Source organism: Cohnella cellulosilytica (assembly GCF_042431195.1).
GTDB classification, from domain to species: Bacteria; Bacillota; Bacilli; order Paenibacillales; family Paenibacillaceae; genus Cohnella; species Cohnella cellulosilytica.
Window position 1 is genome coordinate 43231 of sequence record NZ_JBHMDN010000026.1, and the last position, 16028, is coordinate 59258.

Consider the following 16028-nt stretch of genomic DNA (forward strand, 5'->3'; position numbering starts at 1 on the left):
TTTTTGCGGTCGGCCGTGTATGCTTGATTCGCATGGGTTGTCGACTCATTCGCCGGAAACGGATTGAAACCAATCTCCAACTTATTCCGTCATATGGTATAGTAGAAGATATCGAGAATGGTCGAATTTTGCAGAATCATAGATATGGCGTCGGAGGAGAAGGAAAGATGGGGAAACGAAAATCGTTGAGCATCTGGCCGGTTCTGGCGGTACTCTTGTTTGCGATGCTGCCGCCCTTGCACGCGGAAGCGAACATGTTGGATCGGATCAGAGACATTTATAAAGCCCCGGATAAAGTGGACGAGCTGCGCGAGCAGTATGAGGAAACGGCGCGAACGCTGGAGGAACAGCGTCAAAAGCTGATGGAGACGGAATCGTCGCTGGCGGAGCAGGGCCAAAAGCTGACGGAAGCGGAATCGTCGCTGGAGGCGTATTCGGCGGAGCAGGAGCGCATGCGGCAAGAGAACGAATTGTATCGGCAGCAGAACGAGGAGCTGCGGACGCAAAACGGGCTGCTGACGGAACGGCTCGAGCAATTGGAGAAGGACAAAGCGGACAAGCAGGCGATGTATCGCAAGTGGATAACGATGATCGGAACGGCCGTTGCGCTGATTGTCGGTTATGTGCTGTCGATTCGACTGTGGCGCTATTCCGAATGGCGGAGAAGAAAACGGCTGCGCGGAGGGATGAGAAATGCGGGTTGACGCGCCGCCGAATCTGGGACACGTTCGCATCGATCTGGACGAAGAGGAGACGCTGCAGCTGCTGCATCCGAAGGCGCTGCTCGCCTTTCATGGAGATCCCCGCCATCGCGAGGACCGGTTTATGGCGCTGTCGGGCATGTATCGCAAGCGCAAGCTGATCAAGTCGGAGCTGCGCGGTCCGGCCCGTCTCGTTCTCGGAATGATGCCGGGCTGCTTGATGGAGGTCGTCGACATTCCGGAGGACAGCAATTTGCTGTTCGACTTTCGCCATGTGCTCTTCTACACGGACGGCATGGCGATGAAAAGCCGGGTGCAGACGTTCAAGAACGCCTGGATTACCCGGGAGCTGGTGCGGATGAGATTTTCCGGGCCGGGCCGTATCGGGCTGCTGTCCTCCGGCTCGATCGCCACGCTGCAGCTCGATCCCGACGTTCCGTTGTTCGTGGAAGCCGGCTCCCTTGTCGCTTATCCGGAAAATGCGAACATTAAGCTGTCCGTCTACGGCAACCCTTTGGCCACCCAGCATATGAACGTGCAGTGGGAGATGACGGGCAGCGGTCCGATTCTGATGCAGACGGGCTTTCGCGACAGCTCTCTGGAGGACCAGCTTCACAAGGACAGCATCGTTCGGCGCACGCTGCGGGAGCTTCTGCCCTTCGGCGGCGTGTATATTCGGTAGACGAGGTCAAAATGGAGGGATACGTGTGAAAAAGCCAACACATCTGCTGCTCTGCGTCAGCCTGGTTGTATCCGCAGTTTCCGGCGCTGTCGGACGGGGACAAGCCGCAGCGGCCGCAACTTCGCGATACGAGCAGGAAGCGCAAGCGCTGTATGAGTTGGGCCTTTTTCAAGGCACGGAGAAAGGCTTCGAATTGGAGCGGGGGGCGTCGAGAATCGAGGCGCTCGTTATGCTGATTCGCCTGCTGGGCAAGGAGGAGGAAGCTCTGGCGGGCAGCGCCGGAGACCACCCTTTCCGCGACGTGCCGGCCTGGGCGAACCGGTATGTCGATTACGCGTACGAGTATGGGCTGGCGCAGGGCGTGGCCGAGGATCGCTTCGGCTCGACGAATCCCGTTACGGTTTCGCAATATTTCACTTTTATTTTGCGCGCCTTGAATTACAGCGACGCCGCGGGAGATTTCAAGTGGGATCAGGCGCCGCGCAAAGCGGAGGAAATCGGCATTGCGGCCGCCTCCGAGTCCGGCTTCGGCGATGTCGGGCTGGTGCGCGGGCAGTTGGCGCAAATCTCCTATCAGACGCTGCAAGCTCGGCTAAAGGGGAGCGAGCAGACGCTGCTGAAGAAGCTGGAAGCCGAGACCGCAATTTCTCCCAAGCGGCAGGAAGACGGGGCCCAGTCGGGCGCTTCGGCCAAGAGTGCGGAAATCGTCGTTCCGACAGCAGCTTACGAGCACGCGGAACGACCCGGCAGCCGCGTCATTTCCCCCGAGACGATTCGGAAGTTTTTGCCGCAGGCCGATCATTTTCTCAGCTATCTGAACTCGTCCCCCCAAACGCTGTCCAAGGAGTACATGGAGACGATGAGTCTCGGATATGCGTTGTACAGCCTCGGTGCAATCGATGGTTTTTTTTCGGGCAGCAAGTTTGAGGACGTTCCGTTTGTTTTTTATCCTCCGGAACCAAATACGTTCCCGGTCAATGTTATTTTCGATGCGAAAGGTCGTTTTCTTGCTTATGCGTCATGGGAGGATAGACGCCAGAATGGCAAGCAATGGGTGCTGCATACGGAGCTTCCGAAGCTGCTGAAGGAGTTGTATGCTCAAGCGGCGGAGCAGAGTGCGGGGGCGCGAGCTTTCCCGAGCGAATGGCTGTATCGTTCCGAGTATGCCTATGATAACAATTACTATTATGATGAGCAGGGCGTTAAGTACACGTATACCGGTCAGCGTTATGAGGGGCCGGAAGGGGAGGTATCCCAAACAACTCCGCCGACGGAACGGACGACTGTGCCGACAATGAGGCTGGATACGGGGCGGCTGCCGGAGACGGCGCGAAATTTCGTGAAACTGACCTGGATTTATACGAAGAAGATGGCTTCGGTTGAAGCGTACGGAGATTTGCGCAAGGTGCTGCTATGGAATCGGCTGGAGATGCTGTTTAATGGCCTGAAGGGAATGGACACAGACGGCTTTTTGTCGACTTACAACCCGGTTCTGGGGTTCACGAGTTTGGCTGCTTTGCCGGACAAAGGCGCGGGGGTAGCGATCATGATGCTGGTCGACGACCAGGACCGGATCGTTGCGTATACGCATTATACGAACGATCAGCGGCGGGAATGGAGCGGCGAAAGCAAGTGACAGTACAGGGAGACCGGTATTCGCTTTTTTGGGGCGGCTAGGTTTTCACCCGCGATGACCTTATAATAGAAGCAGATAAGATTATTGTCGGAAGGGATTGTTGGAATGAATTTTGCCAGCAGGCTTGTGCAGAAAGTAAAAAATCGGTTCGTTCAACATAAACTTAAAGTATACGCGGACAAGCTGAAGGCGATCTCCGAACGGGATTTGACGGGGTGGGAAGACGAACGGCTGCAAGCCGAGTCGGCGAAGCTGAAGGAAAGGGTCCGGACCGGCGCTTCACTGGACGACGTTATGGTCGAAGCGTTCGCCCTTGCCGGGGAAGCGGCGAGCCGGATGCTCGGCATGCGTCCGTACGACGTGCAGATGATGGCGGGAGCCGCTTTGCACGACGGCAACATGGTCGAGATGCAGACCGGGGAAGGCAAGACGCTCGCGGCGGTGATGACCGCTTATCTGAACGCGCTGCAGGGCAAAGGCGTGCACGTGCTGACCTTTAACGACTATTTGGCCGGGCGCGACGCGCAGTGGATGGGGCCTGTGTATCGATTTCTCGGGCTGACGGTCGCTTCGGTCAAGGAGGATATGACGACGGAGGAGCGGCAGCGGGCATACGGAGCCGACATTACCTATGTGACGGCCAAGCAGGCCGGATTCGATTATTTGCGGGACACGATCGCGATGACGGAGGCCGACATCGTGCACCGTCCGTTCCACTACGCGATCGTAGACGAGGCGGATTCGCTGCTGATCGACGAAGCGCGCGTGCCTCTGGTGATCGCCGGCGAAGTCGCCTCGGGCGGCAACGACGGCGGCCGGATGGCGCAGCTGGCGAAGGAGCTGACGCTGGGCGAGGATTACGACTTCGACGAGAACAAGCGCAATGTGTTCCTGACGGAGTCCGGCTCGGAGAAGGCGGAGCGGCGGTTCGGCACGGGCAACCTGTACGAAGCCCACAACAGCCATTTATTAACGTCATTAAATTGTGCTCTTCACGCGGAAACGCTGCTCAAACGGGACGTCGATTACGTCATTCGCGACGGCAAGCTGGAAATTATCGATCCGTACACCGGCCGCGTGGCGCAGAACCGGCACTGGCCGGACGGCCTGCAGGCCGCCGTCGAGGCGAAGGAAGGCATCGAGACGAAGTCGTCGGGCAAAATTCTCGGCACGATCACGCTGCAGCACCTGCTCAGCCTGTATCCGAAAATCAGCGGCATGACGGCGACCGCGCAGGACTCCGCGGACGAATTCGAGGAGACGTACGCGCTGAGCGTCGTCCAGATTCCGCCTAACCGGCCGCGCATCCGCGTCGATCACGAGAGCCGCATCTATACGCACAAGGAAGCGAAGCTCAAGGCGCTTGTGCGGGAGATCGCGGAGGCGCACGCGACGGGGCGTCCGATTCTGATCGGAACGAGCAGCGTCGAGGAATCCGACCAGCTGGCGGAGGAGCTGCGCAAGGCGAACGTCTCCTGCCATGTGCTGAACGCCAAGAACGACGAGAAGGAAGCGGAAATCATCGCGCGGGCGGGAGAGCTGGGCGCGGTGACGGTGTCCACCAACATGGCCGGCCGCGGCGTCGATATCCGTCTGGGCGCGGGCGACCCCGCGCAAGCGGAAGAGGTGGCCAAGCTCGGCGGCTTGTACGTCATCGGCACGCACATGAACGAGAGCGCGCGCATCGACAACCAACTGAGAGGCCGTGCCGGCAGGCAGGGAGACCCTGGATCTTCGCGGTTTTACGTTTGTCTGGAGGACGAGCTGATCAACCGCTTCGGCATCGAGAAGGCGATTCCGGCGGCTTACCGGACGGGCAAGCAGGACGAGGAGCTGTCCGCATCGGTGTTCAGCAAGAAGATGGACCACATCCAGCGCGTCGTGATGGGCCAAAATTTCGAGCTGCGCAAGACGCTGAACAAATATTCGGACATGGTGGAGGAGCAGCGGCGCATTCATCATGACCGGCGCGAAGCGGTGCTGCGCGACCGGAGCGGCATGAGCGAGCGGGAGAAGCATATCCGGTTGTTTTTAATGGACAAAGCTTGGGCGGATCATCTGGCCTACGTCTCCTACATTCGCGAAGGCATCCATCTGGAAAGCTTGGCGAACCGCAATCCGGCCGACGAATTTCATCACCGGATCATTCACGCCTTCGAGCAGCTTCCGGACAAACTGGAGAAGGAGACGACCAGAGCGCTCGGAAGGCTCGGCGCGTCCGACTCCTCCGATCGGGCCGAATGGGAGCGGATGGGCTTTAAGCCGCCTTCGAGAACGTGGACCTATTTGATCCAGGATCAGTTTATGGAGAAAAAGACGAGCATTTTCAACTTCTGAGCAAAACCGCGGGTAAGGAGTTTTTCGCATGAATGTCAGAAAGATGAGATTGTACGATACGGAGAACATCCATTCCGGCGAGGACCGCGACGAGTTCGAGAAGGATTACGCGAGGCTGATCCAGTCTCCGGCTTTTCGCAGGCTGCAAGGGAAATCCCAAGTGTTCGGAGCCGGCTCGGGAGATTACTACCGGACGCGGCTGACCCATTCGCTGGAGGTATCCCAGATCGCACGGGAGGTGGCCAGGCGGCTCGGCGGGCTGTATCCGTTCCTTGCGCTTAAGGAGCATCCGGGTCTGACGATCGATCCGGAGGTGGTCGAATGCGCTTCGCTCGCCCACGACCTCGGCCATCCGCCGTTCGGGCACAAGGGCGAAGAGGTGCTGGACCGCCTGCTGCGCGCCGAACACGGGCTGAAGTACGAGGGCAACGCGCAAAACTTCCGCATCCTGATGTTCCTGGAGAAACGCGCCGGCAGCGACAGCGGACTGGATTTGACGGCGGCGGTGCTGCTGGCGATCAACAAATATCCGCGCTGCATCGACGATGCCGGCAGGCATAAAGGCGTCTACCGCAAGGAATGGGAAGGCATCGAATTCCTTCGCCGGACGTGGGGGATGCCGGAAGGCTGCGCAACGCTGGAAGCCCAGCTGATGGATTTGTGCGACGATATCGCGTATTCGACCCACGATCTGGAGGACGGCATTCGAGCGGGGAAAATTTTGATGGACCGCGCCTTCTTCGAGGATGATCGCGTCGTCGCCCATGTGCTGCAGGAGATTACGGACGATCCGAACTATTCCGCGGACAACTGGCAGGGCGTTGATCAGGTGGCGATGGTGAAGCGCGTGCTGCTTGAATTTTACGAGCAGTGGGCGCAAATCTACGTGGAATGCGAGCGCGAGCCTTCGCGGACCCGCCGGGAAATGAAGGCGCGCTGGGTGCGCAAGTTCGCCAGCGAGGTTGGGATTATCGACGATGCGGCGAGCGGTTGGAAAAAGGTAACGTTCGTTCGCGACGGGCAGCGGGATTGGGAGCTGCAGCGGACGATGGAAATTTTGAAGAAGCTGGCCTGGGTGACCTTGATCAAGGATTTTCGCGTACAGCGGCTGCATAAGCGAAGCGAGGTTATGATCGAACGGCTGTGGGACAGCTTCAAATCCTACGAGACCGGAAGGCTGATCGTTCCGCCGGACTGGCTGGAGAACTACGAGCTGCAGAAAGCCAGTTGGCCCTGGGAGCGGCTCGCCGCCGACTACATTTCCGGCATGACGGATGCTTACGCGGAGAAGGTATATACCGAGTTTTACGCCAGCCGCTCCGGCTCGATCTACGAACGCGATTAACATTTGTCCTTGACCCTGACATTGATGTCAGGGTTTATACTTGCAGGGAATCGACCGTCAAGGAGGGAGCAGCCGTGCAAATCGGCGAACTGTCGGCCAAAACCGGAGTCAGCGTGCGCTCGCTTCGGTATTACGAGCAGCGAAAGCTGTTGACCTCGGTCCGCGGGAGCAACGGTTACCGGGAATACTCGTCCCTTGCCGTGGAGCAGGTGCGCACGATCCGGCTCTATTTGGCTTTGGGACTGACGACGGAGCAGATTGCCGGCTTTCTTCATTGCGTGCTGATCAACGAGGAGGCTTTCTGCCGGGAGGTGCTTCCGACGTACGAAAGCAAGCTGCGGGAAATCGACGCGCAAATGGTCGAGCTGAGCCAAATTCGCGCGAACCTCGAGGATCGCATTCGGTCGATTCGGAAACAGAACGAGCAGGCGGAAGGAGGGGAAGCGGAGAGATGATTCGAGTTAACGATGCGAGCTTGGCGGAGAGCCTTTCGAGCCACGGATTAGCTTTGGTTGATTTCGGCGCGGTCTGGTGCCCGCCCTGCAAAACGCTTAAGCCGATCATGAACGAGATCGGGGATGAATACAAGGGACGAGTGGCTGTGCTGGAAGTCGATTGCGACGAATCGCCGGAGACGGCCGCCAAGTACGGCGTCATGTCGATGCCGACGGTGATGCTGTTCCGCGACGGAGAAGCGGTCGAGAAGCTGGTCGGCTTCAGACCGAAAGCGGCTTACGAAAATTTGCTGGCGAAATACGTTTAAGAAAGTCTGCTGCGGCTTCGGCATTACGTCGCCGTCCCAAACGAGGGTTTCGGGGCTGCGACACATGCTTACTTTTGGTTTGCTGATCGTGGCGTTGCTGTCTACAACACGGAAATAGACCGTCCCCGTAGCAAGGAATGCGGTCTATTTCTGTGACTTAGATTTCGTATTCCGAAGCCGACCGCCTTTGGAGCGGCTACTGTGCTTGGAAGGAGTCGTGTTGACGCACGGCTCCTTCTATAGTTTTAATATACTTGCGCACGTATATACGTGCAACCGTCTTGAATTGCAATATAATTATTGAAAAGTTCCGATAGTCGCTGAATCATGGGTATAGAACGGAGTCACAACAACGCCTTCAGAGCTAAAAGCTTCAATTAGGGTATCGATATAGAGATTCTGGACAATCGCTTTGCTATCTGTACTATTTAATAATTGCAGCTTGGTTTTATATTGTTCCAACTCAAATATGGCGTCTTCTCTCTTGGCTAACTCCTGCAAGCCGTTAAAGGCGCCATACACCGTATTATAGCCTTGTTGTCTGGTATTAAATGCATACATGTTCACCATTAAAGGAGAATGAAGCACGGTTTCTACCAATGCCGAAGTCGTCAGTTTATTCAAAATAGCTGCCGGAATTTGAGAAGCTTTAACTTTCGCTGCAGTGGAATTGGAAATGCTCCATCCTGCAGTAATCGGTTGTACGGGATATTCATAGGCTTTGGCGATTGACTCGCCGCCGCTATCCGCTTTCAGTTTGTCGCCGGACGAATCCGTAAAGGCTGAAGGCAATCCAAGGCAGCATATCACAAGGAAGCATAGGAGTGACAGGAAGCTTTTCTTCATTAAAATCACCCTTCATTATAATGATATATATTTTACCTTATTTTCAACATTTGAACACGGGAAATTTGTATGGATAACCGCAGCGATGCAGAATCCCTGGGCTTTGTGGTATCATGGTGTCGAGATTTAAGTTGATAAAGAATAGCGGGGATAACCGATGAATATTCGTCATTTCGAGAGCGAGATAAATCGTACGATATTGGCAAGAGGTTATGATTACTACACGGAAGGTAACGTTCTGGAGGTTTTCGATCAGGGAAAGAATGAATACCTGGTGCAGGTTGAAGGAAGCGAAGTATACGAGGTAGAGGTAAAGCTCGACGAGAACGGAAGGATTAAGCGTTCGGTTTGTGACTGTCCGTATGACTTGGGCCCGATTTGCAAACATGAGGTTGCAGCTTATTATGAACTGCGCGAGATGATCGACGGCGAAAGCGACGGAGAAGTCGCACAAGAACAAGCGGTCAAGCATTCGGATTTGGCTGAGGTCTTAAACGACCTTTCCAAGCAGCAGCTGATTGAGATGATCGTAGAGATTGCACAGCAGGATGCCGTCCTGAAAAACAGCCTCATTTTCAAATACTCTCAAGGCAGCGACGTCGAGGAGCCTGATAAATGCAAGAAATTGATCGCTGCTATCGTCAAGAAACATACGGGCAGAGGCGATTTTATAGATTACCGGGGAGTCGGCAGATTTGCGCAAGAGCTGGGCAGGGTGCTGGAGAAAGCCGAGGAAACGGAAGACGTGCTTTTGACGGTGGATATTGCGTGTCTTGTTCTGGAGGAGGCCGTTAAAGCTTTTCAGTATGCGGACGATTCCAACGGTGACATCGGCGAGCTGGCGAATGAGGCGCTGGAGCGGGTCCATGAGGCGATAGAAGACAACGCGCAATGGGAGCCGGAAAAGAGAGAGCGGTTGTTTCTGAAATTGCTGCAGGAGAGCGAAAAAACGATTTTTGAAGGATGGGAAGATTTCAGGGTTGCCCTTCTAAGCGCGTGCGCTCAGTTTGCCGATGTTGAAGCCTTAAGAAATACGCTAAAAGCGAAAATAGAAAGCCTCGTACACAAATACGCAAGCCAGGAATATCAGAAGTATACGACGGAAACGTTACTCGGAATATGGCTTGATGTTCTTCGGGAATACGGTACCGCGGAGGAAACGGAACAGTTTATCGACGCTAATCTTCACTACAGTTCCTTTAGGGAAACTCTCATAAACCAATTTAAGCAAGATAATCATTATGATCGTGTCGTAAAGCTGGCTTTGGAAGGCGAGGAACAGGATAAGGATTATGCCGGGCTGGTGTTAAAATGGCAAAAAATCAGATATGCCGCGTACCACGAGCTGCAGCGCAAGGAAGAACAGAAGATGTTGGCCGAACAGCTGCTGCTCGCCGGCGAGTTCGAATATTATCACGAGCTTCGGCAGCTGGCGGGAGAAGAAGAGAGAGAATCGTTGTACGATCGGTTGAAGATGAGGTTGAAGCAGGAAGAGAGCTGGCAAGCCAATAGCATGTATCTCAAGCTCATTGCCGAGGCGGAAGACCTGGACGAGCTGATGGAGTATGTGAAGGAAAACCCGGCAGAGATCGAAGAGTACGCCGACAGGTTGGCGGGGAAGTTCGAGAATGAGATTAACGCCATTTATCGCGATCAGATCAAAAAAACGGCGCAATGGGCGACGAATAGAAGCAATTATAAGAAGGTTGGCTATATGCTTAGAAGATACGCTAAGATAGCGGGCCGCGACAATCAGACCGCCCTGATTAACGAGCTTCGCGAGCTATATCGGAAAAGGCCGGCTTTTATGGACGAGTTGGACCAAATATGAGCAATGCCGGAAGACGAATGATCAGGGGGAATTGTCCTATATCTGCCCAATTGCTTACGAAGCCAATTCTACATGTTGTGGCTGCAAACAATCACTTGTTTATGCGTTATCGTATATGTTAAAATCGCAGTAGAAAGACCGAGTGCTGTGAACACTCGGCCTATACAATTGGCTTGGATGGGATGTCCCTTCAAGTTAATGAGCGACAAAACCCACCTTCGGCGGTCAACCATTGGGTGGGTTTTTACTTTCTCTTGTAGTTAATCGCGATGTAAGTTAAAAGAGCAATGACAAAGGTAGAAAAAGCGATCATGATGAGGATTGCATCTTTTATTTCCATGGCTTCACCTCCTTTCGAAGGGAAACCAAGCCCACCCAGGTTCAATTGTACAATCTTATCTTAACGTTAACTTTCCATGCGATCAAGCGTTCTTATTCTCGTGCGCTTACAGGTATTCCGGTTCCGCTGCTCGGAACCCTCTATTGTTGAACACTTGGACGGAAAGAAAACGATTTTTTAGTTGTCAACGCAGGGGATGTTGCCTATGATGGAGGGGAATGGCGAAAGGGGAACAACGATGAAGATAGATCTTGGCAAACGAACCGCGCTCGTAACCGGAGCAACCGGACAATTGGGCCGGGTGATGGCGAGGACGCTGGCGCAGTGCGGCGCGAACGTCGCGATTCATTATCGCAGCAGCGAGGAGCAGGCGCTCGCCCTGCAGGAGGAATTGACAGCGTATGGTGTGAAGGCAGTCATCGTCCATGCGGATATTACCGACCAGCAGTCGGTTGCCGACATGAAGCGGGAGATTGAAGCCAGGCTCGCGCCGGTCGATATCGTGGTGGCCAACGCGGTTGTCCAGTATCAATGGACAAGCATTTTGGAACAGGCGCCGGAGGATTATGCCAGCCAGTTCGACTCCTGCGTCATGCAGAGCGTATACTTGGCCAAGGCGTTCGTGCCCGGCATGATCGAGCGAAAGTGGGGCAGATTTGTCGGCATCAATACGGAATGCGCGATGCAAAATTTCCCTTCGCAATCGGCGTACGTAGCGGGCAAACGGGGAATGGACGGCATCTATCGCGTACTGGCCAAGGAGATCGGCGAGCATGGTATCACGGTGAACCAGGTCGCCCCGGGCTGGACGATCAGCGACAGAGATCGCGAGAGCCACACCGAGCGCAACGAAGCGTACGAGCAGTCCGTACCGTTAAAACGGAGAGGCACGGATCAGGAAATCGCCAACGCGGTCGCGTTCCTTGCGTCCGATCTGGCGTCATTTATTACGGGGGCCTACATTCCGGTCAACGGCGGCAACGTCATGCCGGCCATCTAATCTGACGAACGGGCGGAGGAACGATATGGACATCGGGTCGCATCGCGCAAGCAACGGCAAGATCGAAATCCACTATCTCGTCTCGAACGAACAGGATTCGTCCGTTCCTCTGCTCATCTGCCCGGGTTTGTCGGAGACGGCCGAGGAATACGTCGAGCTGATGACATACTTGTCTCCGCGCAAATGCGTGGCGCTGTCGTTCCGCGGCCGCGGCCAGAGCGATACACCGGAGAGCGGGTATGACCTGGAGCACCATGTCTCGGATATCGCGGCCGTCGTAGCGGACGCGCAGCTTAACCGGTTCCATCTGTACGCCAATTCCCGCGGAGTGGCTTACGCGCTCGGTTATCTCGAGAAGCATCCCGCGGCGGTGCTGTCGGTCCTATTGCAGGAGTATCCCGCGGAGCATAGAGCGCTGCCGGAAGGCTGGGCCGAGGATTACCTGCTTACGTACCTGGTCCAGTTCTCCCGGCAGCGGAACATTCGTCCCGAAGCGGTCAGGGGGATCGAGCGGGAGTCGACGCAGCGCCGGCTCTCCAAGGGCATTAACAAGAAATTGCTCGTGCTGCGGGGCATGCTGGCCGACAGTCTGCTGGACGAAGAGGACTGCAGGCGGTACGAACGGCTATGCCCCGACGCGGCGTTCGCCGTGTTCGGGCGTTCCGGCCACGACTTGCGGCAAACGGAAAAGGAGCTTCTCTACCGCACGATCGGCGACTTCATCCTGTAGACGAACGTCCGGAGTTATCGTTCCGGCCGGATCGCGAACAAGTTAAGCAGCGTCGCGAGCAGCGCAGTGCCTGCCGCGACCAGGAACAAGGCGCCTCCCGATACGTCCATGAGCAAGGCGCTGGCGGGAGGCCCTGCGGCAACCCCGATAAAACGCATGCTGCTGTACAGCGAGGTCACGGTGCCGCGCTGATCTTTGTCGATGCCTCCGGTAAGGAGCGCGTCCATGCTGGGCAGCGCGGCGCCGATGCCGGAAGAGGACAGGGCGAGCAGCGCGGCGATCCACCAGGTGCCGTCGCGCTTCATAAGCCCCAACGCGAGCAGCGCGGCCGTCGCGATCGCGAATCCGATCAAGCTGGTCCACTTCATGCGCGCTTTGTTTTTTCCGATCCATTTTCCGCTCAAATAGGCAACCAGGCAGAGGCCCCCGAGCGGGATGGCCAGCACCAGCCCTTTGTAGATGGACTTCATGCCCCGTTCCTCCAGCGTCTCGGACAAATAGAACAAGCTGCCGAAGATCACGAACATGGCGATGCCGCCGATGGCGAAAATGCAGTAAAGCCACTTGCCTTCGGCTTTGATCAGGGCCAGCACCGAACGAACGAAAGCGCCCAGCCCGACGCGCTTGGACGAGTTGTCGTCGGAGCCGTGCGGCGTCTTGACGAAGACGAGTACGAGCAGGAAGGAAATGAGCCCGAACGCGGGAATCGCGAAGAAAGGGGCGTACCACGACCAGATTGCCAGCGCCGAGCCGAGAATTGGACTGACGACCTTGCCGAAGGTGTTCGCCGTTTCGATCAGTCCGAGGCCTTGGCTGACGTCTTGGTCTCGCTTGAACAGATCGCCTACGAGCGGCAGCACGACCGGGAAGCAGCCGGCCGAGCCGAGTCCTTGAAGCAGCCTTGCTCCAAGGATAAGACCGTAGGCGTTGCGGGAGCCGATCGCCGCGACAATGCCGGCGGCCGCTCCGGCGACGCATACGAGAAGCAAAGACGGAAGAATGACCGCTTTGCGGCCGTAACGGTCGGACAAGTAACCGGCAAGAGGAATAAACAAAATCGCCACCGTCGCGTAGGCGGTAATGATCCAGCTCGCTTGCAAGGAGGAGATCTTCAGCGCTTGCTGCATGGCGGGGAGGACGGGAATCAGCATCGAATTGGCCAGAGTCATCGTGAGCGGGACCGTGGCGATTGAGAGAATATCCCTTTTTTTGCGCGTTTCCATGCCAGACCTCCTGATTAAATCGGCCATTAGACATTTTGAAAGTTAAATTCTGGTTAATCTGGTCGATTAAGTGGGTAACGCACCTAGTATGATCTTCCGTCTGTCGCGTTACTCGTCGTCTACGGCGTAATGACGGGGTATAGCTGTCCTTCGCTGGCGAAGGAAGCTTTGCCGGTTTCTTCGGACACGACGAGGACGATGGCGTCGCATCGCTCGGACAACCCGACCGCCGCGCGGTGGCGCGTGCCGGTAATCCGCTCGTCGTCCTGGGAAGCGGCGAGCGGAAGCACGTGCTTGGCGGAGACGATCCGATCCGCGCGGATGAGCACCGCTCCGTCGTGCAGCGGGCTGCCGGGATAAAAGATCGATTCGAGCAGCGTATGGCTGATCGGCGCTCCGACCGGAATGCCGGGCTGCAGGAACGGATCGAGCGGGTCCTTGCGCTCGACGACGATCAACGCGCCGTGGCGGCGGTTGGACAAGCTCCGAATCGTAAGCGATAAGTCCGTATACCGTTCGATGAACGGGGAGAGATAACAATTCAAATAAAACGTCGCCGCGTTGGACTCGATCTGAAGGAAGTTTTTCTTGATCTGCTCCAACTCGCCGAGCAAGCAGTTCCCTTCATGATCGAGCGTCGCGGCCAGAACTTCGAGCTTGGATATCATTAGCCGGATGTCGGCCGTGATCATCCTTTTCATGGGCGAAAAATCGCAGTTTTGGGAAGCGGTCGTCATGCGGATTCACGGCTCCTTGAACATACTCCCGATTAGCATGCAGATTCGCGCGCCTATGTATGCAAGCTGCCATTACAAACTCAACGGAGGAACAATTCGAATGATACAGGCCTTTATTTTCGACATGGACGGAGTCCTTATCGACAGCGAGCCGCTGCATTTTGCCGGCGATATTGATACGATGAAGCATTTGGGCGAAGAAATTACGCAGGAGGAGCTGGAACGGTTCGTCGGCACGACCAATCCGGAGATGTGGGCGATTATTCGCGCCGAAAGAGGGCTGTCGCAGACGGTTGAGGAAATTATCGCATACCAGCTCGCCGGCAAAATCAAAGCGCTTGAAGAAAGCGCCTATGAGCCGATCGACGGCATCCCGGAACTGCTGGAGGAGCTAAAGCGGCGCGGCATTCCGGTAGGGCTCGCCTCTTCGTCCGCGCGCGAGTTTATTTTGGCGGTGCTGGCGAAGTTCGGCATTGCGTCTTATTTCTCCTGCGTGGTCAGCGGGGAAGAGGTGGCCAGGGGCAAACCGGCGCCGGATGTGTATCTGGAAGCGGCCAGGCAGTTGGGAGCGGATCCGAGGGGCTGCGTCGTGCTCGAGGATTCCCGGAACGGCATCCTTGCGGCCAAGGCGGCCGGCATGACGTGCATCGGTTACGTCAATGAAAATTCGGGCAACCAGGATTTGTCCGCAGCCGACCGGGTCGTCCGTTCCATTAGGGAGATTGCCGCGATAGCTTTATGAGGATGACGGGACGCGTTATAATAGGTAACAACGATCGGCAATCCGTTCCAAAGCTTGGAGGCTATATTCTCATGCAGCAGTCCTATGAAATCGTAAACGCCGAAAGGGAAGATCTTGAACGAATCGTCGCCATCTATAACACCACGATCGCCAGCCGCAGCGTAACGGCCGATCTGGAGCCGGTTACGACGGAGGACAGAATCGGATGGTTCGAGGCGCATTCGGCGGACAAATGGCCGATCTGGGTCATGAAGGACGGAGAAGCGATTATCGCTTGGCTCAGCTTCTCCAGGTTCCACAGCCGTGCCGCGTACGACGCGACCGCCGAGATCAGCATCTACATCGATCTCGCCTATCGTTCCAAAGGCATCGGAAGTCTCTTTTTCCGCAAAGCGATCGAGGAGTGTCCGCGTCTGGGCATCCGCAACGTCCTCGCGATTGTATTCGGCCATAACGAGGCGAGCCTGGCGCTGCTGCGGAAGTTCGGCTTCGAGCAATGGGGGCTGCTGCCGGGCGTGACAACGCTGGACGGCGTGGACCGGGACGTGGTTTACATGGGGCTGAAGGTTCCGACTCAGTAACCGAGCAAAGGGGAGAGACGTTTTGACGCTGTTTATCGCAATCGTGCTCATTATCGGATTGGCAGGCCTTATCGGCAACCAATATTCCGGACTGCAAAGAATGAGCAAGATGCAGCAGACGCTGGAGGAAATCCGGGACGCCGTTCGCGAGCGGGAAGGGCGCTGAGTATAATCTGATGAACCCCCTTGCAGGAACTGCGCTAAGCCGGTGTCTGCAAGGGGGGTTAACGTCTGTATGGTAAGGGCGAACGTTAAATAACTATGACCGGCCAATTCGCATACATGAACTCGGAGAAATCGCGACCCCCCCTACCCAACCAACCCTCTTTGCGGGTCGGCAGGCCGATTTGGGCAGTTGCCCGCTTTTAACGGTCTGGGGGGCCGTTACGCAGGCCAATTTGGGCAACTGCCCGCTTTTAACGGTCCGGGAGGCACTAGCCATGCAAAAAAGCTAACATCCAACACCCATCACAAAGCCAGATTTATAATTTTAATCATTTGTTCAATATTTTTACAATGGGTGTTTGATGACAT

General features: G+C 56.0%; 17 protein-coding genes. 13 read left to right on the forward strand and 4 right to left on the reverse strand.

What is annotated here, in order from left to right; translation table 11 throughout:
* Nucleotides 1-167: 167 nt before the first annotated feature.
* The 7 genes from ACFFT4_RS19255 (at nt 168) to trxA (ending at nt 7464) form a co-directional block, all read left to right on the forward strand.
* Nucleotides 168-704, forward strand: coding sequence for a hypothetical protein (locus ACFFT4_RS19255; protein WP_378050441.1), 537 nt, complete (start codon nt 168-170; stop codon nt 702-704).
* The gene (locus tag ACFFT4_RS19260; protein WP_378050442.1) at nt 694-1383 is read left to right on the forward strand and encodes an AIM24 family protein; all 690 of its coding nucleotides are present in this window, start codon (nt 694-696) and stop codon (nt 1381-1383) included. The genes ACFFT4_RS19255 and ACFFT4_RS19260 overlap by 11 nt, the downstream gene beginning before the upstream one ends.
* Before the next feature lie 25 nt (nt 1384-1408).
* Nucleotides 1409-3019 (forward strand): S-layer homology domain-containing protein, encoded by a 1611-nt coding sequence (locus ACFFT4_RS19265; protein WP_378050443.1) that lies wholly within the window; start codon nt 1409-1411, stop codon nt 3017-3019.
* Between the two features lie 105 nt (nt 3020-3124).
* Complete coding sequence (locus ACFFT4_RS19270) at nt 3125-5356, forward strand: preprotein translocase subunit SecA (protein WP_378050444.1); 2232 nt, start codon at nt 3125-3127, stop codon at nt 5354-5356.
* A gap of 28 nt (nt 5357-5384) precedes the next feature.
* Nucleotides 5385-6701 (forward strand): deoxyguanosinetriphosphate triphosphohydrolase family protein, encoded by a 1317-nt coding sequence (locus ACFFT4_RS19275; protein ID WP_378050445.1) that lies wholly within the window; start codon nt 5385-5387, stop codon nt 6699-6701.
* 74 nt (nt 6702-6775) lie between these two features.
* The gene (locus ACFFT4_RS19280) at nt 6776-7156 is read left to right on the forward strand and encodes a MerR family transcriptional regulator (RefSeq protein ID WP_378050446.1); all 381 of its coding nucleotides are present in this window, start codon (nt 6776-6778) and stop codon (nt 7154-7156) included.
* Nucleotides 7153-7464 (forward strand): thioredoxin, encoded by a 312-nt coding sequence (gene trxA / locus ACFFT4_RS19285; RefSeq protein WP_378050447.1) that lies wholly within the window; start codon nt 7153-7155, stop codon nt 7462-7464. Before ACFFT4_RS19280 ends, trxA begins: the two co-directional genes overlap by 4 nt.
* A gap of 297 nt (nt 7465-7761) precedes the next feature.
* Here trxA and ACFFT4_RS19290 read toward each other — a convergent pair whose 3' ends face one another.
* Nucleotides 7762-8310, reverse strand: coding sequence for a hypothetical protein (locus ACFFT4_RS19290; RefSeq protein ID WP_378050448.1), 549 nt, complete (start codon nt 8308-8310; stop codon nt 7762-7764).
* A gap of 157 nt (nt 8311-8467) precedes the next feature.
* Between ACFFT4_RS19290 and ACFFT4_RS19295 the strand changes: the two genes are divergently transcribed.
* Nucleotides 8468-10141 carry an SWIM zinc finger family protein gene (locus ACFFT4_RS19295; RefSeq protein ID WP_378050449.1) on the forward strand — a complete coding sequence of 558 codons (1674 nt, stop codon included), beginning with the start codon at nt 8468-8470 and terminating at the stop codon, nt 10139-10141.
* 244 nt (nt 10142-10385) lie between these two features.
* Here ACFFT4_RS19295 and ACFFT4_RS19300 read toward each other — a convergent pair whose 3' ends face one another.
* Entirely contained in the window at nt 10386-10481 is a 96-nt protein-coding gene (locus ACFFT4_RS19300) for a putative holin-like toxin (RefSeq protein ID WP_378050450.1), read from the reverse strand.
* 238 nt (nt 10482-10719) lie between these two features.
* On the opposite strand from ACFFT4_RS19300, the gene ACFFT4_RS19305 reads away from it, so the two are divergent.
* Both ACFFT4_RS19305 and ACFFT4_RS19310 read left to right on the forward strand, forming a co-directional pair.
* Nucleotides 10720-11481 (forward strand): SDR family NAD(P)-dependent oxidoreductase, encoded by a 762-nt coding sequence (locus tag ACFFT4_RS19305; protein ID WP_378050451.1) that lies wholly within the window; start codon nt 10720-10722, stop codon nt 11479-11481.
* 25 nt (nt 11482-11506) lie between these two features.
* Nucleotides 11507-12211: an alpha/beta fold hydrolase gene (locus ACFFT4_RS19310; RefSeq protein WP_378050452.1), complete on the forward strand. Its 705-nt coding sequence runs from the start codon at nt 11507-11509 to the stop codon at nt 12209-12211.
* 14 nt (nt 12212-12225) lie between these two features.
* Here ACFFT4_RS19310 and ACFFT4_RS19315 read toward each other — a convergent pair whose 3' ends face one another.
* A complete protein-coding gene (locus tag ACFFT4_RS19315; RefSeq protein WP_378050453.1) occupies nt 12226-13434 on the reverse strand; it encodes an MFS transporter in 1209 nt (402 codons plus the stop codon).
* A gap of 119 nt (nt 13435-13553) precedes the next feature.
* Entirely contained in the window at nt 13554-14171 is a 618-nt protein-coding gene (gene cdaS, locus ACFFT4_RS19320) for a sporulation-specific diadenylate cyclase CdaS (protein ID WP_378050454.1), read from the reverse strand.
* A gap of 100 nt (nt 14172-14271) precedes the next feature.
* On the opposite strand from cdaS, the gene ACFFT4_RS19325 reads away from it, so the two are divergent.
* The 3 genes from ACFFT4_RS19325 (at nt 14272) to ACFFT4_RS19335 (ending at nt 15660) form a co-directional block, all read left to right on the forward strand.
* On the forward strand, nt 14272-14913 hold the full coding sequence (locus ACFFT4_RS19325) for an HAD family hydrolase (RefSeq protein ID WP_378050455.1): 642 nt from the start codon (nt 14272-14274) through the stop codon (nt 14911-14913).
* 71 nt (nt 14914-14984) lie between these two features.
* Entirely contained in the window at nt 14985-15494 is a 510-nt protein-coding gene (locus ACFFT4_RS19330; protein ID WP_378050456.1) for a GNAT family N-acetyltransferase, read from the forward strand.
* A 22-nt stretch (nt 15495-15516) separates the two neighbouring features.
* A complete protein-coding gene (locus ACFFT4_RS19335; protein WP_378050457.1) occupies nt 15517-15660 on the forward strand; it encodes a hypothetical protein in 144 nt (47 codons plus the stop codon).
* Nucleotides 15661-16028 lie beyond the last annotated feature (368 nt).